Raw genomic sequence first — 22,095 nt, 5'->3', positions numbered from 1 at the left:
TCGTTCCATCGACGGTCCTGCCGCCCCGGCTGGTATTTATTTGCCCAACAGCCCCTTCAGCCGATCCGTCGCGCCGCTGGCGGCACCGCCTACAGCGCCGCCAACCGCACCGGCCTGGTCCTTCACCAGATTGCCGATCTGCTTCTGCAGGTCGGAGGAGGCGATTTTCGATGCCTGCGCGCTGATGGTCCCCAGCACCTTTTCGGCTACCTCCGCCGGCGTCGCGCCGCCTTTATCCCGGCCAATATTGCGCAGTTCGATCGTCGGCAAGGGCGAGGAGAGGCTGCGGCCCTGCAGGGCGGCGTGGCTGATGCCGATGCTGCCTTTCTCGATGCTCAGGCGGTCGATCACGATCTTGCGCTCATCGCCGCCCTGGCTGGCCGATGCGCTGGTGCTCGACTGGCCGCCGCCGAATTTCGCCGCATAGGCCTGCACGTTCTTCTGGATCGTTTCCAGATTACTGCCTTGGCCGGAATATTCGTAAGTGACCGATGGCTGGCTGATCAGCACTTCCTTGATCACGATCGGATTGGATTGCAGGGAGGTGATGTCGATTGTCAGCTTGATATCGCCCAGGGAAATTGCCTCGGGCGTGGAGAAACCCTTCGGGTTGCCGACGACCAGGCCCTGCATTCTGCCAGTGCCCGACGTGGGAGCCAATTCTACCGCCTTCAGGCTGACGCGCGCCTGCGTCGCTTCCGAGCCGTAGCGTTCCACGGCGGCTTTCACGATGCTGTCGAGATTGGAGGCGAAATAATAGACGGCACCGGCGATGGCGATGACGACGATGGCGAGTGCCAAGGCAATTTTCTTGATCATGATTGTCCTTCCTTCCGTTGCCCCGCCTGCCTCCGGATTATCCGCCTGACGACCCCGCAACGGAAATGGATTCTACACTGCACAGCCGGGCTAGTCAGTGCACTCAGAGGCGGGCTAGTCAGGACGATGGAAAGCCGCTAGAGTTTGTTAAAACTGATATATCAGATGGGAGAGGAAATGTCCGACACCGCCTTGGCCGGCTCATCCGCTTCCCTGTCAGTTTCTTTGAGCGAACGGCCTGGCCGTTGCTGTGCCTTGGCTGCGCATGACCTGCTGCGCGGTCCCGGCCATGACAATTGTGTCCTGCCGCACGAAATACGTCCGCTCAGTCCACCTCTGACTTCGGCTGGCGAAATCTGGACAGTGAGCGGGCATATGAGCCCGGAAGGCGGTGTCCGGTGCCATATCCTGGCCGGCAAGGAGGCGTATCTGCGCTATGGCAAGTTCTGAACCGCAGGCGGATCCGCGCCTATTGGTGCTGGCGCCAGGCGACAACATCGCGGTGGCGCGGCAGGAGATTGCAGCAGGCACGCAGCTCATCATCGCCGGACATCCGGTGGTGCTGCAGCGCGCGCTTGGCTTCGGTCACAAAATCGCGGTGCGCGCAATCGCCCAGGGCGAAAAGATCATCAAATACGGCGTGCCCATTGGCAGTGCCACGGCAGATATCGCGCCCGGCGATTATGTGCATAGCCACAATGTCGCCAGCGACTACATGCCGAATACCGTGGTCGTGGAGGGCGTAGCATGACACAAACCATGCGCGGCTGGCGTCGCGCCGATGGCCGCAAGGGCATCCGCAATTATGTCGCGGTCGCGTATCTGGTCGAATGCGCCCATCATGTGGCGAAAGAGATCGCATGGCCGCATCGCGAGGCGGGGGCGCATGTAATCGGTTTTCCCGGCTGCTATCCGAATGCCTATGCTTCGAAAATGATGCAGCGGCTCTGCACGCATCCGAATGTAGGGGCGGTACTGCTGGTTTCTTTGGGCTGCGAAGGCTTCAACAAGAAACTGCTGGAGCAAACCATCAAGAAAAGCGGCCGTCCGGTCGAGCTGCTGGCAATCCAGGAGCATGGCGGCACCCGCAGCACCATCGAGAAGGGACGTGCCTGGGTCGAGACACAGTTAAAGGCATTGGCGGCCCAGCCGACCGAACCGATGGCGGTTTCCGAACTGGTGGTTGGCACGATCTGCGGCGGCTCGGACGCCACATCGGGGCTGACCGCCAATCCGGCCATGGGCCGCGCCTTCGATTTCCTGGTGGAGGAGAAGGCGGCCGCGATCTTCGAGGAAACCGGCGAACTGATCGGGATGGAGGATTGGATGGCGGCCCGCGCCGTCACGCCGGAACTGGGACAGGAGATCAAAGCCTGCGTGGCCAAAGCGGCGCGCTATTACGAAACGCTCGGTTATCCGAGTTTCGCGCCTGGCAACGCCGATGGCGGGTTGACCACCATCGAAGAGAAGTCGCTTGGCGCTTATGCCAAAAGCGGCGCTTCGAAGATCAGCGGCATCATCAAGCCTGGCGATATCCCGCCGCGCGGTGGCCTTTATCTGCTGGATGTCGTGCCGGATGGTGAGGTGCGATTCGGCTTCCCCAATATCAGCGACAATGCCGAGATCGTCGAGCTGATCGCCTGCGGCTCGCATCTCATTCTCTTCTCCACCGGGCGCGGCTCGGTGGTCGGCTCGGCTTTGGCGCCGGTGATCAAGGTCTGTGCCAATCCGCGCACCTACGAGCGCATGGCCGATGATATGGATGTCAATGCCGGACGTATCCTGACCGGCGAAGCCGATCTCGATGAGGTCGGCCGCGAGATCTTCGAACTGATCAAGCAGGTTGGTGCGGGTCGGACGACCAAGTCGGAAGGTCTCGGCCATCAGGAATTCATCCTCACCTATAAAAGTTTCGAGCCCATCGGCCCGGCTTGCCTGCCGGCGGTGGCATAACCAAAGAGAGGGAATGTCCAGCATGCGTTTGAGCGGCAAGACTGCGGTCATCACCGCGGCGGCACAGGGGATCGGTCGAGCCTCCGCCATCGCCTTTGCTCATGAGGGCGCCAAGGTCATCGCCACCGATGTGAACGAGGCGAAGCTGAAGGAACTCGGCAGCCTGCCGAATATCGTCACGCGTCAGCTCGACGTCACCGATCCTGCAGCCATCGCAAGTTTCGCGGCGGAGGTTGGTGCCGTGGATGTGCTGTTCAATTGTGCCGGCTTCGTGCATCACGGCACGATCCTCGACTGTACCGAGGAGGAGTGGGAATTTGCCTTCGATCTGAACGTGCGGTCGATGTTCCGCCTCAGCAAGGCATTGCTGCCGGCGATGCTGCAAAGCGGACGCGGCGGCTCGATCATCAACATGTCGTCGGCCGCGTCATCCGTAAAAGGCGCGCCGAACCGGTTCGTCTATGGCGCCACCAAGGCGGCGGTCATCGGCCTGACCAAGGCGATCGCCATCGACTTCATCCGTCAGGGCATTCGCTGCAACGCCATTTGTCCGGGAACGATCCAGACCCCATCGCTGGATGATCGCATCGCGGCGCAGGCGGCCGCAGTGGGCAGCGTCGAACAGGCGCGCGGTGCTTTCGTCGCCCGCCAGCCGCTTGGCCGTCTTGGCACGCCGGAAGAGATCGCCGCTTTGGCTGTCTATCTTGCGTCGGATGAATCCGCCTTCACCACTGGCGCCATCCATATCATCGATGGTGGCTGGTCGCTGTAAGTTGCGCTTGATGTCACGGAGATCGCCATGAAATTGCTGCGTTACGGCCCTGCGGGCCAGGAAAAGCCCGGTCTGCTGGATGCTGCCGGTGCGATCCGCGATCTTTCCGGCGTGGTGCCGGATATTGCGGGCGAGGCGCTGAGTCCGGCGGGACTGGCGCGCCTGAAGGGGATCGATCCTTCAACCTTGCCGGTGGTGTCCGGTAATCCGCGGCTGGGGCCGTGCATCAGCGGTGTCGGGAAGTTCATCTGCATTGGCCTGAACTACTCCGATCATGCGGCCGAAACCGGCAATCCCATTCCCTCCGAGCCGATCATCTTCATGAAGGCGACATCGGCGATCACCGGACCCAATGACGACGTGATCATCCCGAAGAACTCCACCAAGACCGACTGGGAGGTGGAACTCGGCGTGGTGATCGGCAGTGTCGCCCGCTATGTGGAGGAGAAGGACGCGCTCAATTACGTCGCCGGTTACTGTGTCGTCAACGATGTCTCCGAGCGCGCCTTTCAGATCGAGCGCCAGGGCCAGTGGACCAAGGGCAAGAGCGCCGACAGCTTCGGGCCCATTGGTCCCTGGCTGGTGACGGCCGATGAAGTACCCGACCCGCAGAATCTCGCGATGTTCCTCGAGGTCAACGGCCACCGTTTTCAGAATGGCTCGACCAAGACGATGATCTATGGCGTGCGGCATCTGGTCAGCTATCTCAGCCATTTCATGTCGCTGCAACCGGGTGACATCATATCGACCGGCACACCACCCGGTGTCGGCATGGGGCAGAAGCCGCAGGTCTATCTCAAACCCGGCGACAAGATGCGGCTCGGCATCGCCGGCCTGGGTGAGCAGAACCAGACGGTGCGGGCGTATAGCGGCTGACTACAGCTTTTCGGGTTCCGGCCGGCCGATGGAGTTGAAAAAAGCCTCTACCGCCGGACGGCGCGGGATGGGCGCTACCGCGCCATAGCCGATGGTGGTCAGCGCCGCTGCGGCATTGGCATAGATGGCGGCATCCAAAGCTGAGGCGGTGCGCGTGAACTCAGCCAGGAAGGCACCGTCGAAGCAGTCGCCGGCGCCTGTGGCATCGACGCTTTTGACGCGATGGCCGGCAATGCGCCAGCGGCCGGTTTTATCCGCGATCATCACGCCCTCGGCACCGCATTTCAACACTACCAGCGGAATGCCCATCTCGCGGTAATGATCGAGGATGGCGCGCGGATCGTTCAGCCCGGTCAGGGCAGTGGCATCTTCCAGGCTCGGCAAGGCGATGTCGCAGAGCTTCAGAGCGGCGTCGGTAGCCAGGCGCGCTTCCTCCAGCGGCCATAGTTTGAGGCGCAGGTTGGTGTCGAATGACACCTGGCGGCCTGCTTGGCGCATTGCTGCAATGGCGCTCATCACTGTTTCCCGCATGCTGGGGCTTACCGCGAGGCTGATGCCCGAGGCGTGCAGCAGCTTGGCGCTCAGAAGCAGGTCCATCGGCAGGTCGGCTGGCGCCATATGGCTGGCGGCCGATCCGCGCCGGTAATAGGTGAAGGCGTGGCCCTTTTCGGTATGGGTGACGAAGTAGATTGCCGTAGGGTCATCCGGGCGCCGGCCGACGCCATCAATATTCACCCCCTCCCGCTGCCAGAGGTCGAGCAGCAGATCGCCGAAGGGATCCGCGCCTACCAGGGTACAGTAGCCGGCTTTCGCGCCTTGTCTTGCCGCGGCGATGGCGCAGTTGGAGGTGTCTCCGCCGAAGCCGCGCAGATACTGGTCACTATCGCGGCCGCCGGTCTGGTTGAACTCGACCATTGCTTCGCCAAGACAGAGGATGTCGAGGGGCATCGCTGTTCCGAACCTCCTGTTCCGATCCCTACCTAGTTCTTTCTCGCAGTCCGGGCAAGAAACTGACATATCAGATATTAACTTGAGGTGGCCCGAGGGCGCTGCTAGGTTGCGGCAATAACAAATTAAAAGAAGGTCTGGCCCTCCATGCCCAAGACGAGTGCGGCCCGCACGATGCGGATCGAGCGCCCAAAATCCTTAACCGAGCTGGTCAAGGAGCATGTTCGCAACCGCATCATCAACGGTGAACTGATGCTGGGCGAGGCTTTGTCGGAGAATGTTCTGGCGGCGCAACTCGGGATCAGCAAGACACCGGTCCGTGAAGCGCTTTTGCAACTCAAGCTTGAGGGCCTGGTCGATATCCAGCCGCAGCGCGGCAGCTTCGTCTTCTCGATGGAGCCAGAAGAGGCGGCCGAAATGTGCCAGTACCGGGTCATCCTCGAATCCGCTGCCCTGCGGGATGCCTTGAACAACGACGAGGCGGGATTGATCGACGCGCTGGAGCAGATTGTCCGTCGCATGGCCAAGGCCATCGCCGATAACGACATGCCCGCCTATCGCCGTCTGGATACCGAATATCATCGCCAGATCCTGAGCCGCGCGGGCAACCGCTTCCTCACCATGGCGCATCAGCAGCTTGAGATGAAGATCCAGGCGTTGCGTGCCTCGGTCACTTCGAAGCACCGCACGATTGAGGAATCGCTGGCCGAGCATCAGAATATCGTCAAGCTGCTGCGTGCCAAGGAGAAGACCAAGGCGCTCAATCTGCTCGGCGTGCATATCCGTGCCGCCTCGCGCGACTACCAGATTCTGTTGCAGGAACAGGCACGGGGCCGGGAGCGCAAGAGTGGCTGAGCCGAAAATGGCTGAACGCAGCCTCGGTGTAGGCATGGCAGGAGAGGCAGCGGCCAGCCATTGGCGGGGCATCGCCTTCATGCTGCTGGGCAGTGCATTGTTTACGTTCAACGATGCGCTCGGCAAATGGATGGTGGCAAGTGTCGCCGTCGGCCAGTTGCTGTTCATCCGCTCGGTCTCGGCGATGATCGTCCTGCTGCCGATGGTACACCGCGCCGGATGGCGTGAGGTCTTCGTGGTCGCCCAACCCGGCCGCCACATGCTGCGGCTGGCCTTCATCGTGGGCGAGGTCGCCTGCTTTTATCTTGCCGTGCGCCATCTGCCGCTGGCCGATGTGATGGCGGTGTATCAGGCGACGCCGCTCTTCGTCACCGTATTGGCGATTCCGCTGCTGGGCGAGATGGTCGGCTGGCGGCGCGGGATTGCCGTCGGTGTCGGCTTTATTGGCGTACTGCTCGTCTTGCAGCCTGAAGCCGGCGTGTTCACCGCACCGGCGCTGATCGCACTGGCGGGGAGTACGGCTTATGCTCTGATGATGATTGTGACCCGGCAGCTGCGTGCGGCCGGCAGTCTGTCCCTGATCGTCTATCACACCTTGGCTGTCGGCTTGGCCGGATTGCTGACCCTGCCCTGGGGCTGGGCCGAGATCGATCTGTTGCAGACCGCCTATCTGGCGCTGATCGGTGCCGTGGCGACAATCGCCCATATGAGCGTCAATCAGGCGCTGCGGCTGGCTCCCGCCGCCGTCGTCGTGCCCTATACTTATACCTCGCTGCTGTGGGCGATTTTGCTCGGTTGGCTGTTCTTTGCCGACCGGCCGACGCCAGTCATGCTGCTGGGAGCCGGCATCATCGTCGCCAGCGGGTTGTTCGTCTTCTATCGGGAACAGAAAACGCGAATCAGCTTGACGTCCTAGGGAGAAAGACATGGCCGATAACCAGAAAAAGCGGCTGCGCAGCCGTGAGTGGTTCGACAATCCCAACGATCCAGGCATGACGGCGCTGTATCTTGAGCGCTATCTGAATTTTGGCCTCACTTTAAGCGAACTGCGCAGCAACAAGCCGATTATCGGCATCGCGCAATCGGGCAGCGACCTGTCACCCTGCAACCGTCATCATCTCGAACTCGCCGCACGGGTGCGCGATGGCATCCGCGATGCCGGCGGCATTCCGTTCGAGTTTCCCACCCATCCGATCCAGGAAACCGGCAAGCGGCCGACCGCAGCGCTTGATCGCAACTTGCTTTATCTCGGTCTGGTGGAACTGCTCTACGGCTATCCGATCGACGGCGTGGTGCTGACGACCGGCTGTGACAAGACCACCCCGGGCATGCTGATGGCGGCCGCTGCCGTCGATATCCCGGCCATCGTGCTGTCTGGCGGTCCCATGCTGGATGGCTGGTATAACGGCAAGCGCGCCGGCTCGGGCACTGTTGTCTGGTATGCGCGTCAGGAACTCGCGGCCGGACGGATCAATTACGACGAATTCCTGGAGATGGTCGCTTCTTCGGCGCCAAGCCCGGGTCACTGCAATACCATGGGCACAGCACTGTCGATGAACAGCCTGGCCGAAGCGCTTGGCATGTCGCTGCCCGGCTGCGCCTCGATCCCGGCACCCTATCGCGAGCGGGCGCAGATGGCCTACGAAACCGGCCGCCGCGCGGTTGAGATCGTGCATGAAGACCTGCGGCCGTCAAAAATCCTGACCCGCAAGGCCTTCGAAAATGCCATCGTGGCCGCAAGCGCACTGGGTGCCTCCACCAATTGTCCGCCGCACATCAACGCCATCGCGCGCCATATCGGGGTGCCGCTGGAAGACAAGGACTGGGACAAGATCGGCTATCACATTCCGCTGCTCGTGAATTGCATGCCGGCGGGCGAGCATCTGGGCGAAGGCTTCCACCGCGCTGGTGGCGTGCCGGCGGTGCTGCGCGAGCTGCTGGAAGCCGGCAAGCTGCATGCCGACGCCTTGACGGTGAACGGCAAGACAATTGGCGAGAATGTCCGCAATGCCGAATGCAAGGATCGCGACGTGATCCGGCCCTATGCGAATCCGCTGCTGCCGGAGGCCGGATTTGCCGTGCTTTCGGGCAGCCTGTTTGATTCAGCCATTATGAAGACCTCGGTGATCTCGCCCGAATTCCGCGAGCGTTACCTGCGCCGCCCTGGCGACGAGGGTGCTTTTGAAGGCACGGCCATCGTTTTCGAAGGGCCCGAGGATTATCACGCCCGGATCAACGATCCCTCGCTGCCAATCGATGAGAACAGCATCCTGGTGATCCGCAATAGCGGACCGATCGGCTATCCCGGCGGCGCCGAGGTGGTCAACATGCTGCCGCCCGATCGCCTGGTGAAGAAGGGCATCCTGCAACTGCCCTGCATTGGCGATGGGCGCCAGAGCGGCACGTCAGGCAGCCCGTCGATCCTGAATGCCTCGCCCGAGGCGGCGGTCGGCGGCGGGCTGGCGCTGCTGCAGACCGGCGACAAGATTCGCATCGACCTGAATAAGCGCAGCGCCGATATTCTCATTTCCAAAGAGGAACTGGAGCAGCGTCGCAAGGCCTGGACGCCGCCGAAGCTGGTCAACCAGACGCCGTGGCAGGAGTTGCAGCGCAAGTATGTCGGCCAGCTGACGACGGGTGCCTGCCTGGATTTCGCGGTGGATTACCAGCGTATCGCTGAGACCTTCGGGGTTCCCCGGCACAATCACTGACGTACAACAGTCGTCACGCAACGCTGACAGATGGGCGGCGCGATTATCGCGCCGCCTTCACACAGTCACCTGCAGCAGCGGCAAAACCGCCAATTATGGCTTGGCAACATCCCTGACCGATGGCTAAACTGATATATAAGATGTTACACGGGGAGCTGGCGGCGCAGTCATAACGCGAAAACCATAGCGGTCCGGCAGGGAGGACTAGGATGCATAAAGCATTGGGAATGGCATCGGCGGGCGCAATGCGGGCGATCATGCCGCAGGCCTTTGCTCAGGAGGAGCGCATGGTCTGGTGCAACAAAGGCTTTTCCCTGGCCGGAGGCATCGATTTTCGCGCCGCTGGTCAATGGGCCAGTGAAGGCAAGCTTGAGGACACCCGCTACATCGCCGAACCGCTGAAGGGCAACCTGCTGCCTGGCGCGGCCTATCTGCTCGAGCCGGATGCCGGTTGAACTCGCAATGGCCGCTGATCCTGACCATGACCACCTTTGCTTCACCCTATGTGATCTGGGGGATGAAGCGGTATGCTCACAAATTCCCTTATGAACTGGAGCGGAGCCGCGAAGATCGATGGCGCCAATTCGTTCCGGATTATTCGCCTGATCCATTTGCCGCTGATGATGCCGGCGCTGATGGCAATCGGAGCTTATGCCCTGCTGCTTTCCGCAGATCGCGAGATCACGCCGGCGGCGGCGCTGAGGCTCTTCCTGACCACGGACGACACGCCGTTCAATGTCCTCATGGCGACGGGGGCTATCTATGCTTTGCCCCCGGCGGCGGTATACTACATCTTCAAAAGATGCATGGTCCGGGCCCATGGCGGGGCAGTGAGGTCCTAATTATAAAAAACAAGACAGGGAGTAGGGTATGGCAAGTGTGAGCGTGGAGGCAGTGCGCAAGACATACGGCGCTCTTGAAGTGATCCATGGCATCGACATTGCGATTCCAGATGGCGAGTTCGTCGTGCTGGTGGGGCCGTCGGGCTGCGGTAAATCAACCCTGCTGCGGATGATCGCCGGACTGGAGGCGATCTCCGCCGGCACGATCCGGATTGGCGACACCGTGGTGAATGAGATCCCGCCCAAGGATCGCGACATTGCCATGGTGTTTCAGAATTACGCACTGTATCCGCATATGACGGTCCGCGAGAATATGGGCTTCTCGCTGAAGCTTCGGAAAGCCGAGCAGGCGGTGATCAACGAGCGGGTACAGAAGGCCGCTCAGATTCTGGGTCTGACACCGCTCCTGGACCGCTATCCCAAACAGCTTTCGGGCGGTCAGCGCCAGCGCGTCGCCATGGGGCGTGCCATAGTGCGCAACCCGCAGGTCTTCCTGTTCGACGAGCCGCTCAGTAACCTGGATGCCAAGCTGCGCGTCCAGATGCGGACCGAGATCAAGGCGCTGCATCAGCAACTCAAGACCACCTCGATCTACGTGACCCACGATCAGATCGAGGCGATGACCATGGCGGATCGCATCGTCGTCATGCATGACGGCATCGTCGAACAGATCGGCACGCCGCTCGAACTCTATGACAATCCGGCCAATCTTTTCGTGGCCGGGTTCATCGGCTCGCCGGCGATCAATCTGATCCGCGGCGTGCTGCGCCGCAGCGGCAATCGGAACTGGGTGGCAACGGAGGCTGGCATCGATCTGCCACTGGGCGAAGTAACCGCGGGACGGGACGGTCAGGAGGTGGTTTACGGCATCCGGCCAGAGCATCTGACGCCGTCGAATGGCAGCGGCCTTCCGGTCAAGGTTGAAGTCGTCGAGCCGACCGGCGCCAACACCTTCGTCTATGCCGAACTTTCGGGTGCGCAGATTTGCGGTGTCTTTTCCGAACGCCAGGGCTTTACGCCCGGCAGCATGCTGCATCTGTTGCCGCAGCTTGATCGTGTCCATCTGTTCGACGCGGAAACCGGGCAGCGTTTGGTGGCGTAGCCGCTGCGGCGCCTGAGCCATGATCGGCATCGACTGGGGCAGCAGCGGCTTTCGCGCCTATCTGTTCGACGACGATGGCGATATCCTGGAGATACGTCAGGCGCCGCGCGGCATCACCACCCTGCGCCCCGATGATTATGCAGCCGTCCTGCAACAGGAAATCGGCGCGTGGCTTGATCAAGGCAATGAGACGATCCTGCTGTCCGGCATGGTAGGCAGCCGCCAAGGCTGGCGCGAAGCCGGCTATGTCGATTGTCCAGCACGGCTGGAAGACATCCCCGCGAAACTGCTGCCCGTGGAGATCAGCGCCGGGCGCAACGCCTTAATCGTACCCGGCCTTGCCTGCCGCACCGCCGATGGCCTGCCCGACGTCATGCGCGGCGAGGAAATTCAAATCTTTGGCGTCATCGAAGCGGCGGAAACCGGCATGCATTGCCTGCCAGGCACGCATAGTAAGCATGTGACGGTCGAGGAGGGGAGCATCCGTAGCTTCACGACTGCAATGACGGGCGAAGTTTTTGCCTTGATGCGGCGCGAAGGCCTGCTTGCGGCCATGCTGCCGTCTCGGCCCGTCGCCTTCGATGCCGAAGCCTTCCGTGCTGGTGTTGGGCGCTCCGGTCAAGCTGGCGGTTTGCTGCATCATCTGTTCGGCATTCGCACGCGGCGGCTGTTCGACGAGCTTGCCCCTGATGCTGCGCCGGACTATTTCTCAGGTATCGTCATCGGCCACGAGCTTCGTGGCACAAAATGGACCGGCAGCGTTTTTATTGTCGGGGCGCCTGATCTGGCGGAGCGGTATCGGATTGCCTTCGACTGCCTTGGGATCACGGCAAAGATCGCACCGGAACATGCCGCCGCACGCGGACTTCATCGCCTCGGCCGACTGCTGGCAGGAGGACGTCCATGATGAAGGATATGTCGCCATGGCTGAAGAATTGTCCGATGATCGCGATCCTGCGCGGCATCAAGCCGGAAGAGGCGGTCGCGGTTGGCGAAGCCCTCTATGCCGCCGGTTTCCGCGTCATGGAAGTGCCGCTGAACTCGCCGCGTCCTCTGGAAAGCATCGCTGCCCTGGCCAAACGGTTCGGCGATACCGCGCTGATTGGCGCCGGCACCGTGGTCGATCCGATCATGGTCAAGCAGGTGGCGATCGCAGGCGGCCGGATGATCGTCTCGCCCCATGCCGATACCGGTATCGTGCATAAGGCCAAGATCCTCGACATGGTCGCCGTGCCGGGCTTCGCCACGCCGACAGAGGCGTTTGCCATGATTGGTGCTGGCGCAGACGCATTGAAGCTGTTTCCCGCCGAGGCCTTCACCCCCGCCATATTGCGCAGCCTGAAGGCTGTGCTGCCCGAACATATTCCGGTCTTGCCGGTCGGTGGCATCCGGCCGGAGACGATGGCGGAATGGTATGCCGCCGGCGCCGCCGGATTTGGCATCGGCTCCTACCTCTACAAGCCCGGCATGACCCCGGCCGAAGTGGAGGAGAGGGCGCGCAGCCTGGTATCGGGCTGCCGCAGCGCCGTGCCCGCACTCTGTTGCGAACCAGCCCCCGCATAAGACTGGCGCGCGCATAGAAACCGGAGCGCTGTCATGCGAGAATAGGTGCATGACAGAGACGATGCTGGTTTTTGACCGCGCCGCCAAGCGCCGGCAGCGGCAGCGTGCAGCGCTCCATGCGCACGACTACGACTTTTTGCGAGACGCGGTCGCAGACCGACTGCTCGACCGTCTGGACGACATCCGCCGCAGTTTTCCGACCGCTTTGGTGCAAGGCTGCGATGCGGCCTGGCTGATGCGGCGGCTGAATGGCCGCGGCCAGATCGAAACGCTGGTGTCGCTCGACAGCACCGCCGGGCCAGGGCTGCATGTGATTGGCGACGAGGAATTCCTGCCTTTCGGGGCTGGCCGTTTCGACCTGGTGATCGCGCTGCTCAATCTGCACTGGATCAACGATTTGCCCGGGGCGCTGGTCCAGATCCGTCAAAGCCTGAAGCCTGACGGGCTTTTTTTGGGCGCGATGCTGGGCGGTTCCACGCTGACCGAGTTGCGGCAGTCCTGGCTGGCGGCCGAGGCAGAGCTGGAAGGTGGTGCCAGCCCGCGGGTCTCGCCAATGGCTGAAACCCTGGATGGCGCCGCGCTGCTGCAGCGGGCCGGTTTTGCTCTGCCGGTGGCCGATAGCGAGCGCATCACGGTCACCTATGGCGATGCCTTCCGCCTGATGCGCGATCTGCGCGGCATGGGAGAGACCAATGCCACCCGCGATCGCCGCAAGTCTTTCACCCGCCGCGCCACGCTGTTCCGTATGGCGGAGATCTATCAGCAGCGCTTTGCCGGGCCCGATGGCCGCATCCCGGCAACCTTCGAGATCGTCACCCTGACAGGCTGGCACCCGCACGAAAGTCAGCAGAAGCCCCTGCGCCCCGGTCAGGCTGCGCAGCGCCTGGCGGCCGCTTTGGATACGCAGGAATACCGGCTGGGTGACAAGCCGAAGCCGTAGGGTGCGCTATAATCAGCGCTCAGGATCAAAAAGCAGTTCGAGAATCCGTTTCAGCGCCGCATCCGCCGCCTTGCGTGCCGCAGCTTCATTCTCCGCCTCGGCGAGCCAGAGTGCGGCTTCATTCATCGCGCCGGTCAGCAGGTAGGTCAGCGCATCGGCCGAGAGACGCTGCGCTTTCGGCAAGGCTTCCAATGCAGCTTCGATGCCCATCCGCAGCGAGCCGCCGCCATAGCGCGCATCGATCTCGCGCCACCGTTTCCAGCCCAGCACAGAAGGCGCGTCAATGAGGAATATCTGCCGCGCCGCCGGTTCCAGGCAGGCATCGAGGAAGGCAGTGGTGCCTTTTATCAAGGCCTCTGCCGGGGTCTTCGCTTGGCCGGCGGCGGCCTCGATGGCGTTCAGCACTTCCTGCGCCACGCTTTCCACCACCGCTTCGAACAAGGCGCGCTTGTCGGTGAAGTGATAGTAGAGGGCGCCGCGGGTCACCCCGGCCTCGGCCACGACCTCCTCGGTCCCCGTCTCCGCATAGCCTTTGGCCGCAAAAAGCCGCCGCGCTGTCGCCAGCAGGGCGGCGCGGGTGATTGCATGCTTCTCGGCTTTGCTCTGTCGCCTTTTCTCTTGCATACATACAGCCTGTATGTTTGTATAACGCCAAGCCCGGCCCGGCAAGCCCGAATCGCCGAACTGCCTGATCAGGGCCGGATGATGCCGAAAGGAGGCCCGCGATGAAACTGACCCAGTATTACCCGGTCATCTGCACCCAGGACGTGGCCGCCACGCGGGCTTTCTATGAGCAGCATTTCAACTTTGCCCCGGCCTTCGAGAGCGACTGGTATGTCCATCTCACCAGCAAGGTGGATCCAAACACCCATCTCGCCGTGCTGGATTGCCGTCACGAGACGATTCCGGAGGGATATCGCAAGCCGGCCCAGGGCGTGCTGATCAATTTCGAGGTCGAGGATGTCGACGCGGAATACAGCCGGGCGAAGGATGCAGGCCTCAATATCCGCTTGGATCTCCGCGATGAGGCTTTCGGCCAGCGCCACTTCATCGTCGCCGATCCGAACGGCATTCTGATCGATGTGATCAAGCCGATCCCGCCTTCCGCGGAATTCGCCGCTCAGTTCAGGGAGGGAGTGCTGGAACGCGACCTGAACTAATCGAGCAGGTCGCGCAGCATCGCCACCAGCGGCTTATCGGCTGGCGGCATTTCAAGCTGGTTCATCTTGATCGGCCGCACCCATTTCATCGCTTGGCCTTCGCGCGGCTGCGGCTGGCCGGCCCAGCGGCGGCAGACATAGAGCGGCATCAGCAGATGAAAGCTTTCATAGGCGTGGCTGGCGAAGGCAAATGGCGCCAGGCAGGCAGCACTGATGTCGAGATGCAGTTCTTCATGCAGCTCGCGGATCAGCGCAGCTTCCGGCGTTTCGTTGGGTTCGACCTTGCCGCCGGGAAACTCCCACATCCCGGCCAAGGCTTTGCCTTCCGGGCGCTGGGTCAGCAGCACCCGGCCATCGGCATCGACCAACGCAACCGCCACCACCAGCACGACCGGCTTCGGTGCCAGCAATGCCGCGGCATCACCGGGGCACAGGTCGTCCTTGATGGGATCAGCTCCGGTAGTCGGCATTGATGTCGATATATCCATGCGTCAGGTCGCAGGTCCAAACCTTGGCCGTGCCCTTGGCCACGCCCACATCGACGCTGATCTGCACGTCGCGGCCTTTGAAATGCTTGGTCGCATAGGCCTCGTCGTGATCGGGCCGCACCATGCCATTGCGGGTCACTGGCTTGCCGCCGATCTTGATCACCAGCTTGTCGCGATTGGCGGGCTCAGCCGATTTGCCGACCGCCATGATGATGCGTCCCCAATTGGCATCGCCGCCGGCAATTGCGGTCTTCACCAGCGGTGAATTGGCAATCGCGCGCGCGATGACGCGGGCGGATGCATCGTTCTTGGCGCCGGTCACTTCGATGGTCACCAGCTTCTGCGCGCCTTCGCCGTCGCGGGCGATAAGCTGCGCCAGTTCTGCCATGACCTCGGTGAGGGCGCGGCGGAAATCCGCCAGGCGCCTATCGGTTGCCTTGGTATAGGGCGTGTTGCCGGCCTGTCCGGTAGCGAAGAGCAGCACCGTGTCCGACGTCGAGGTATCGCCATCGACGGTCAGGCAATTGAAACTCTGGTTGTTCGACGCCTTCAGCAGGGCCTGCAAGGTATCGGCCGGCAGCCTGGCATCGGTCACCAGGAAGGCCAGCATGGTGGCCATGTCCGGCGCGATCATCCCCGATCCCTTGGCAAAGCCATTGATCGTCACCGGCTTGCCGTCGATCTTGCAGCGCGCGGTGGCGAGCTTGGGGAAGGTGTCGGTGGTCATGATCGCCTTGGCGGCGGCCAGCCAGTTATCGTCGCTCAGTGCCTTCTTCATCTTCGGCATCTTGGCAACGATCTTCTCGGCCGGCAGGATCTGGCCAATCACGCCGGTGGAGGCGAGATAGACTTCCGCCGACTTGCAGCCGAGCGTCTTCGCCGCGCCGTCCGCGGTCAGCTTCACTGCCCGCTGGCCGGCCTTGCCGGTGAACACGTTCGAAATGCCGGCATTGACGACCAGGGCCCGCGCCTTACCGTTCGGCAGGATCTTGCGGCACCAATCCACCGGCGCGCCCGGCATCGAGGATCGGGTGAAGACGCCCGCCACCGTGGTGCCGGCAGCAAACTCAACCATCAGCAGATCGTCGCGGCCCTTGTAGCGCATGCCGCTCAAGGCGGTGGCAAGACGGGCGCCGGCGATCGGCGGCAGTTTCGGAAGCTTCTTGGGCGCCAGCGGCGAAACGGAATGCGCAGCCATGGTGTAATCTCGACTTCGTCTACGTCTTCTTGGTCTATTTCTTCTTGGGTGCGGCTTCCGCCGGTGCGATGGTCGGCAGTTGCCCCGCAGGCGGCTGCCAGTCGTATTTCTCGATCTTAGCGGACTTGCGCAGCTCTTCCACCGTCTGCTCGACCACTTCGTTGCTCATGATCTCATAGACCTGCTCGCGTACGTCTTCAAAGCGCGGCGGCTCGGCCTTGCGGCGGGCTTCCACCTTGATCACATGCCAGCCGAACTGGCTCTTCACCGGCTTCTCGCTCACTTGGCCTGGCTGCAGCGCAAAGGCGGCCTCGGCGAATTCCGGCACCATCTTGTCTTTGGTGAAAAAGCCAAGATCGCCGCCGGTGGTCGCCGTCGGGCCGATCGAGCGCTTCTTGGAGACTTCAGTGAAGTCCACGCCCTTCTTCACTTCGTCGAGGGCGGCCTGCGCATCGGCCTCGGTAGCCGTAAGGATATGGCGCGCATGAACCTCTTCCTGCGGCGGCTGGGCCTTGATGAGTTCTTCGTAGCGCGCCTTCAGCTTGGGCTCGGTCAAAGCGGTCTTCATCTGGCGGTCCAGATAGGCCTGCTGCAGCACCTGTTCGCGCGCGGCCTGCAACTGGCTTTTCACCGCCGGATCATCGGCCAGCTTGGCCTTCTCGGCGGCTTCGCCCAGCAGCTTGCGGGCGGTCAGCTCGTTGATGATGCCAGGCACGAGCTGCTCAAGCGGGATCTGGTTCATCGGTGCCGGCAACTGGTTGTAGAAGTCGATCACTGCTGAACGGGTGATGGGCTGGCCGTTGACGCGCGCCACCACGGGATCGTTGCCGACGGCCTTGTTGGCCGGCTGGGCATGGGCAATCGACAATTGGCTGGTGGCCGCAATGGCGGCTGCCAGGAGGATGGAACGAATGGGATGGATCACGGATGGCTCGCGCAGTTGTTCAGGGCTGCCGAGCATACGCTTTTTCCATAGCGCGACAAGCGGCGGTCAGGCGTTCCTGACGGCGATATCGTCCAATTCCCGGCGCAGTTCCTCGATCAGCTCGCGGCTGACGGCCAGATTGGCCGCCTCGCGATCCAGGATCATGCGGAAAGCCTTCAGCTTCAGCGCCTGGCGGTCGATCTGCACTTCCGCCTCCCGGCCCACCGCGGCGTCGTAGACGATGTCGATCAGCCGGTCGGCGGCATGCAGCCGGCCCCAGAGATAATCGTTCTCGCGATGCGCCCGGCTGAAAAAGCCGCCGAACCGTCCAAGATGAATACCCTTCAGGGTATTCTCGCGGCGGATCGCCACCGCATCCTCGGGGCTGATGCGGTCGATGCGGATTTCGTTGAACTCGCCCAGATCGCGCCAATTGGTGATCGTGAAGGTCAGCACGTCCCAGAAGGGGAAGCCGATATAGCTGACCAGCAGGTCGCGCCGCGCCAGGATGCTCCAGTCTTCCGGCTGCATGTTGGCGAACAGGGCATCGAGCTGGCCAGTGGTGCTGTCCAGATTGATGTCCTTCGCCAGGGCATCGATCAGCGCATCGATGTCGCGCAAATGGCCTGAGGCAAAAGCAGCAGCCTCCGCCGCCAGCCGCTCGGGTGTCTGCGGCGCGATAGGGCGAAAGAACAAGGCCGTTGCCTGTGCCTTGGTGCTGTCCGAGAAGCCGTTGCCGTTATCGAAGCGCCGCAGCGCATCCAGCGCATCATAAAGCGAGCGCTTGAGCGCATCGAGTTTCGCGGCCTCCAGGCCCTTGTGTTCCGGATCGCCCAGCTTGCCGTAAAGCTGGTTGAGGCGCTGCAGCAGGAAACGCAGGCGGCGCTGCCGGAACGCCACATCGAAGCGCAGCAGGAAACGCACCCAGGGGGGCAGCTGATCGACGGGCGTTCCCGGCGGCGCGCGCTCGAAACGGACCGCCGTGTGGCAGACCTGGCGGTCCTCCGCCCAGCGCAGCAAGACCTGCCGCGTCCATTGCGCCTCGGTGGAATGCTCTCCGAAATGACAGGCAGAGCAGACCAGCTTGGTCACAAAGTCCAGCACCGCGCCCAGCTTGAGGCGGACATAGCCTTCATAGGCAAAGCCGGCTTCCTGGACGGCGCGTTCGCTGGCGTGGATGCGCCATAGCCGGATTTCCGACTCGCTCAGCGGCGCATCCAGATTCTGCGGCGCGCTTTCCGCCACCAGTTGCGCGATCTGCGGCTGGGTGGCGTCGATCACGCTGCGCAAATGGCGAACCCGCTCGTTGAAGCGGTTCGCCCAGATCAGTTCGTCGGCGATCGGCTCGTTGCGCGGAATGTCGCTCAGCGCGCCTTTGAGGACGCGGAAGAAACCCGGCACGCGGCCCGTCGGCGGCGGGGCTGGCCGCAGGGGCTGCGGGTCGATATAGACGAGGCGGCGGTCGACCTGGCGATAGGCGGGCCGTCCGCGGATCGCTTTCATCGCGGCAGCAAACGGCTTGTTCGCCAGCACGCCGCCGTCGAGGAAGGAGGTATTCTCCGGATCGAGCTCGGCGCGGATATAGTCGCGGAAATTCTTTTCCACGAATTTCTGCTTCCGCTCCCACTGGCGGCCCTGTTCATCCAGCAGGCGATCGATGTCGCTCAGCTGCGTGGGTGGAAAAGCGCCGGGGAAAGCCGAGGTGGCGCGGCCTGCAAAAGCCAGCGCCGGGGCATCGGCACGGGTGAAATCCGAATCCTCTTCGCCATTCGGCCAGCGCCGGTAGGAGAAGCGCAGCAAATGGCGATGCTCGCGGTCATGCACCAAAGGTGGATCGTGGATCGGGATATGCTTCAGATAGCCGTAGAAGTCGGTAAGCGTAACGAACAGATCCAGCGTAAGCTGGCTCGGCATCAGCGACTGGCCCGGCTTCTGCGGATCGCCCATGGCCTCCAGCCCCGCCAGCAATTGCCGCGACAGATGCTGGCCGTCGAAAGGCGGCTCGAACCAGCGCGAGCGGGTGAATAGCGAGATCTTGTCGCGCACCTCCCGGTCCAGCAGCACGCGCCCCAGTTTCGAGCGTGATGCCAGCCACAGAAGCGGCCGCATGTACATCTTGCTGAGCTGGCCGGCCTTCTTTTCCGGATCGAGCAGACGCGACACATCCGCCTCGCGCAGCCACAAGTCCCGGAAATGATCGATGCGCAGGTCATGGGCCAGCGCCCGGGCAAGGATGATGCCGTTGATGCCGCCGGCCGAGGCGCCGGACACGACATCGACCACCACCCGCAGGTCGACATACCGGCCGAGTTCCTTCAGCAGCTCGAAATAGGCGTGTTCGCTGTCGTATTCGGTATCGCCCGGGCGGATGTTGTCGCCAAAGCGCGCAGCCTCGCGCGCCGGGCCTTTGGGGATGTCGTGGTAGGCTTTCGAGGCGCGGACCAGCTTCAAGACTTCCTTGACCACGCCATGCATATAAATGGCGAGGGATACGCCGCCGAAACAGACCAGCGCCAGGCGTAACTCTTTCTCCTGCACGCTCTGCCTCCCCCCCAAAATGCCGCGACGAGTCTGCCGCCTGCGGCGGCCCGGCTCAAGTATTCGCCATGAGCTTTAGCGATTAGCGCTGACAAATCACCCGTTTCCGTGTCGTCAGCCTAGTCAGTCGTGCGCCCGGTCACAGTCCAAGCGCCTTGCCGATCCTCTTTCAGCGTCGTACACCGGGCGGGCTATGTCCGATTTTGAGCAGCAAGCAGCGGCGATTGCCGTCGACCGTGCCGGCCATGAACTCCGCCGCGGCCGGCCCATTTTGTTGACCCTGGGGCAGGAGCGGGCCTTGGTCCTGGCGGCCGAAACGCTGACCGAGCCGGTCCTGGCGCAATGCGCTGCGCTCAGCGCCGATGCAGCCCTGGTGTTGACCGCCTCGCGTGCGGCCGTGCTGCATATCGGGCCGACCGGTCATGACCCCATTCTTTTGCCGCTGGCAGATCTGCCGGCTCCACCGGAAGAGCGCGCCACGCTGATCCGCGATCTCGCTGATGCCAGCCGCGATCTGGCGGCGCCGCTGCGCGGTCCGTTCACGCGGATCAAGGCCGCGCCGCCCGAAAGCGCCGCTGTGGCAATCAAGCTGGCCAAGACCGCCTTCCTGCTGCCGGCGGTGGTGCATGTTCCGCTCGCCGCCGAGGCAGCCTTGCCGCCCGGCATGCTCGAAGTACCCGCTGCCGCTGTGCAGAGCTATGACCGCATCGCTGCCGAGACGCTGGTTCCGATCAGTCAGGCACGTTTGCCGGTCGCCGATGCGGAAAACGCGCGGCTTTATGCTTTCCGTCCCGCCGATGGCCGGCAGGAGCATTTCGCGCTGGTGATCGGCGAGCCTGACCCGACTGCGCCGGTTCTCGTCCGGCTGCATTCCGAATGCTTCACTGGCGATCTGCTCGGCAGCCTGCGCTGCGATTGCGGCGAGCAGTTGCGCGGCGCCGTGCGCACGATCAACCAAGCTGGTGCTGGCATTTTGCTTTATCTGGCGCAGGAAGGCCGCGGCATCGGGCTGGTCAACAAGCTCCGTGCCTATCAGTTGCAGGACCAGGGCTTCGATACGGTTGAAGCCAATCAGCGGCTCGGCTTCGATGCCGACGAGCGGTGGTTCCTGCCCGCGGCCAACATGCTGCGGAGGCTCGGTTTCACCCGGGTGCGGCTGCTGACCAACAACCCGGAAAAGGTCAAAGGCCTGGCTGCCTGCGGCATCGAGGTGGTCGAGCGGGTCGCCCATAAATTTCCCCCCAATGCCCATAACGAGGCCTATCTGGCGGCCAAGCGGAAGAAGTCGGGCCACTATCTGTAAGTACCCGGCAGGATTTGCCCAGCTTCCCGGATCTCGCAATATTAACGTATTGATTTATATGGGCTGATTTCTGGCCCGTGGCTTGCACCGCCCTGGTCCGTAACGACCAAGGCGGTGCTGTCTTGAACGATCTGGTGCTCGATTTTCCCCGGCAGACAAGCCGGTTGCCGACCGAACAGGCGACGGCAGCCGAGGGGAAGGCGCGTGCATCGGACGGCCTGTTTGGCAAGGACGGTTTCTCGTTCTGGGATTTCCTCGACATCATCAACCCGCTTCAGCATATCCCGGTGGTCTCGACCGTTTATCGGGCGATCACGGGCGATACCATCGATCCGGGCGCCCGGATCGCCGGTGGTGGCCTGTTCGGCGGACCTATCGGCGTCGCCATCTCGCTGATCGGCGCGATGGTGGAGGAAAGCACCGGCAAGGATCCCGGCGAACATGCGCTGGCCATGCTGGGCATTGATATCGGTCCGACGGACAAATCCGAACCGGCTGTCCAGGTGGCCGAAGCGCCGCCGACAGATCGGGTGCCGCCTGAGCTGACCGCGGCGATTCAGCCGCCGTTGCCGCAAAGCGACATGAAACTCACCGTCCGGCGCCGCGAGGAAGAAGGTGAGTCCGAGCAGCGCAGGCGCGGCGAAGAGATGGCCAATGAGACGGCCGAGATCGAGTCTCAGCACAGAAAGTCCCGGCGCCGGGCCAATAGCGATGCCGCGCAATTGACCGATCCCTCCGCGATCCTGGCCGCGCATGCGCGCCGCTTGCAGGGGAATGTCGCCCCAGCCAAGGCCACGCCGGCTGTTGCTTCGGATACCGCCGACGGCCGCACCTGGTTTGCGGCTTTCCCGCAAGGCGGCGGAACCATAACCCGCGGCGTCGGCACCCAGCCGGTCACCCGCCAGCATGCGGTCAGCAAGTTTGGCATCCACGCTGCTCCGGCCGCGCAAGGTACGGCTCGCCGCGGTGAAACGCCGAGTTCCGCCGAATGGGCCGAGCGTGCCGCCGCTGCCTATCAGAAATATTTCGACATGCAGCAGCAGCGCGAACGCCGCTCCGGCACGGCTTCTCAGGTGGATCAGCGCTACTAAGGCTTGCGCTG

24 protein-coding genes are annotated in these 22,095 nt (G+C 62.8%); 17 read left to right on the top strand and 7 right to left on the bottom strand.

All coding sequences use genetic code 11. From position 1 onward, the window contains the following. Positions 1-36: 36 nt before the first annotated feature. Positions 37-819 (bottom strand): hypothetical protein, encoded by a 783-nt coding sequence (locus tag Q0603_RS12590; RefSeq protein ID WP_298726159.1) that lies wholly within the window; start codon positions 817-819, stop codon positions 37-39. A 177-nt stretch (positions 820-996) separates the two neighbouring features. On the opposite strand from Q0603_RS12590, the gene Q0603_RS12585 reads away from it, so the two are divergent. Genes Q0603_RS12585 through Q0603_RS12565 form a run of 5 tightly spaced genes read left to right on the top strand, consistent with a single transcriptional unit; the run spans position 997 to position 4,420 of the window. Beyond that, positions 997-1,269, top strand: coding sequence for a hypothetical protein (locus Q0603_RS12585; protein ID WP_298726157.1), 273 nt, complete (start codon positions 997-999; stop codon positions 1,267-1,269). After that, positions 1,256-1,570 (top strand): UxaA family hydrolase, encoded by a 315-nt coding sequence (locus tag Q0603_RS12580; RefSeq protein ID WP_298726155.1) that lies wholly within the window; start codon positions 1,256-1,258, stop codon positions 1,568-1,570. Before Q0603_RS12585 ends, Q0603_RS12580 begins: the two co-directional genes overlap by 14 nt. After that, entirely contained in the window at positions 1,567-2,772 is a 1,206-nt protein-coding gene (locus Q0603_RS12575) for a UxaA family hydrolase (RefSeq protein ID WP_298726153.1), read from the top strand. Before Q0603_RS12580 ends, Q0603_RS12575 begins: the two co-directional genes overlap by 4 nt. A 22-nt stretch (positions 2,773-2,794) precedes the next feature. Next, positions 2,795-3,544: an SDR family oxidoreductase gene (locus tag Q0603_RS12570; RefSeq protein ID WP_366132664.1), complete on the top strand. Its 750-nt coding sequence runs from the start codon at positions 2,795-2,797 to the stop codon at positions 3,542-3,544. A gap of 27 nt (positions 3,545-3,571) precedes the next feature. Continuing rightward, complete coding sequence (locus Q0603_RS12565) at positions 3,572-4,420, top strand: fumarylacetoacetate hydrolase family protein (protein ID WP_298726149.1); 849 nt, start codon at positions 3,572-3,574, stop codon at positions 4,418-4,420. On the opposite strand, the gene Q0603_RS12560 is transcribed toward Q0603_RS12565, so the two are convergent. Next, positions 4,421-5,368: a sugar kinase gene (locus tag Q0603_RS12560; protein ID WP_298726147.1), complete on the bottom strand. Its 948-nt coding sequence runs from the start codon at positions 5,366-5,368 to the stop codon at positions 4,421-4,423. Positions 5,369-5,515: 147 nt separating this feature from the next. Between Q0603_RS12560 and Q0603_RS12555 the strand changes: the two genes are divergently transcribed. The 9 genes from Q0603_RS12555 to Q0603_RS12515 all read left to right on the top strand — a co-directional run bounded on the left by Q0603_RS12555 (position 5,516) and on the right by Q0603_RS12515 (position 13,381). After that, positions 5,516-6,223, top strand: a complete 708-nt coding sequence (locus tag Q0603_RS12555) for a GntR family transcriptional regulator (protein ID WP_298726144.1) — start codon at positions 5,516-5,518, stop codon at positions 6,221-6,223. After that, positions 6,216-7,139 carry a DMT family transporter gene (locus tag Q0603_RS12550; RefSeq protein WP_298726142.1) on the top strand — a complete coding sequence of 308 codons (924 nt, stop codon included), beginning with the start codon at positions 6,216-6,218 and terminating at the stop codon, positions 7,137-7,139. Before Q0603_RS12555 ends, Q0603_RS12550 begins: the two co-directional genes overlap by 8 nt. A 10-nt stretch (positions 7,140-7,149) precedes the next feature. After that, complete coding sequence (locus Q0603_RS12545) at positions 7,150-8,934, top strand: IlvD/Edd family dehydratase (RefSeq protein WP_298726140.1); 1,785 nt, start codon at positions 7,150-7,152, stop codon at positions 8,932-8,934. Between the two features lie 245 nt (positions 8,935-9,179). Further along, entirely contained in the window at positions 9,180-9,389 is a 210-nt protein-coding gene (locus tag Q0603_RS12540) for a hypothetical protein (RefSeq protein ID WP_298726138.1), read from the top strand. 90 nt (positions 9,390-9,479) lie between these two features. Continuing rightward, positions 9,480-9,776, top strand: a complete 297-nt coding sequence (locus Q0603_RS12535; RefSeq protein WP_298726137.1) for a hypothetical protein — start codon at positions 9,480-9,482, stop codon at positions 9,774-9,776. Positions 9,777-9,804: 28 nt separating this feature from the next. After that, positions 9,805-10,878, top strand: coding sequence for a sn-glycerol-3-phosphate ABC transporter ATP-binding protein UgpC (gene ugpC, locus Q0603_RS12530; RefSeq protein WP_298726135.1), 1,074 nt, complete (start codon positions 9,805-9,807; stop codon positions 10,876-10,878). 19 nt (positions 10,879-10,897) lie between these two features. Continuing rightward, a complete protein-coding gene (locus Q0603_RS12525; RefSeq protein WP_298726133.1) occupies positions 10,898-11,785 on the top strand; it encodes a 2-dehydro-3-deoxygalactonokinase in 888 nt (295 codons plus the stop codon). After that, positions 11,782-12,441 (top strand): 2-dehydro-3-deoxy-6-phosphogalactonate aldolase, encoded by a 660-nt coding sequence (locus Q0603_RS12520; protein ID WP_366132650.1) that lies wholly within the window; start codon positions 11,782-11,784, stop codon positions 12,439-12,441. Before Q0603_RS12525 ends, Q0603_RS12520 begins: the two co-directional genes overlap by 4 nt. A 49-nt stretch (positions 12,442-12,490) precedes the next feature. Beyond that, positions 12,491-13,381 carry a methyltransferase domain-containing protein gene (locus Q0603_RS12515; RefSeq protein ID WP_298726131.1) on the top strand — a complete coding sequence of 297 codons (891 nt, stop codon included), beginning with the start codon at positions 12,491-12,493 and terminating at the stop codon, positions 13,379-13,381. Positions 13,382-13,393: 12 nt separating this feature from the next. Here the strand turns inward: Q0603_RS12515 and Q0603_RS12510 are convergent, their stop codons facing one another. Then, positions 13,394-14,005 carry a TetR/AcrR family transcriptional regulator gene (locus Q0603_RS12510; RefSeq protein WP_298726129.1) on the bottom strand — a complete coding sequence of 204 codons (612 nt, stop codon included), beginning with the start codon at positions 14,003-14,005 and terminating at the stop codon, positions 13,394-13,396. Between the two features lie 101 nt (positions 14,006-14,106). Between Q0603_RS12510 and Q0603_RS12505 the strand changes: the two genes are divergently transcribed. Then, positions 14,107-14,541, top strand: coding sequence for a VOC family protein (locus Q0603_RS12505; RefSeq protein WP_298726126.1), 435 nt, complete (start codon positions 14,107-14,109; stop codon positions 14,539-14,541). On the opposite strand, the gene Q0603_RS12500 is transcribed toward Q0603_RS12505, so the two are convergent. The 4 genes from Q0603_RS12500 to Q0603_RS12485 are packed head-to-tail and all read right to left on the bottom strand — an operon-like array spanning position 14,538 to position 19,690. Next, a complete protein-coding gene (locus Q0603_RS12500; RefSeq protein ID WP_298726124.1) occupies positions 14,538-15,011 on the bottom strand; it encodes a (deoxy)nucleoside triphosphate pyrophosphohydrolase in 474 nt (157 codons plus the stop codon). The two genes, Q0603_RS12505 and Q0603_RS12500, sit on opposite strands and share 4 nt — an antisense overlap. After that, a complete protein-coding gene (argJ, locus tag Q0603_RS12495) occupies positions 14,992-16,227 on the bottom strand; it encodes a bifunctional glutamate N-acetyltransferase/amino-acid acetyltransferase ArgJ (RefSeq protein ID WP_298726121.1) in 1,236 nt (411 codons plus the stop codon). Before argJ ends, Q0603_RS12500 begins: the two co-directional genes overlap by 20 nt. A 34-nt stretch (positions 16,228-16,261) precedes the next feature. Further along, the gene (locus Q0603_RS12490) at positions 16,262-17,188 is read right to left on the bottom strand and encodes a peptidylprolyl isomerase (protein WP_298726119.1); all 927 of its coding nucleotides are present in this window, start codon (positions 17,186-17,188) and stop codon (positions 16,262-16,264) included. 30 nt (positions 17,189-17,218) lie between these two features. Further along, a complete protein-coding gene (locus Q0603_RS12485) occupies positions 17,219-19,690 on the bottom strand; it encodes a patatin-like protein (protein ID WP_298726117.1) in 2,472 nt (823 codons plus the stop codon). A gap of 193 nt (positions 19,691-19,883) precedes the next feature. Between Q0603_RS12485 and ribA the strand changes: the two genes are divergently transcribed. After that, positions 19,884-20,993 carry a GTP cyclohydrolase II gene (gene ribA, locus Q0603_RS12480; RefSeq protein ID WP_298726115.1) on the top strand — a complete coding sequence of 370 codons (1,110 nt, stop codon included), beginning with the start codon at positions 19,884-19,886 and terminating at the stop codon, positions 20,991-20,993. Between the two features lie 77 nt (positions 20,994-21,070). Continuing rightward, complete coding sequence (locus Q0603_RS12475) at positions 21,071-22,084, top strand: hypothetical protein (RefSeq protein WP_298726114.1); 1,014 nt, start codon at positions 21,071-21,073, stop codon at positions 22,082-22,084. Positions 22,085-22,095: the final 11 nt, after the last annotated feature.

The organism is uncultured Ferrovibrio sp. (assembly GCF_937960835.1).
In the GTDB taxonomy this organism is placed as follows: Bacteria; Pseudomonadota; Alphaproteobacteria; order Ferrovibrionales; family Ferrovibrionaceae; genus Ferrovibrio.
This window is presented reverse-complemented; position numbering and strand designations above follow the sequence as displayed.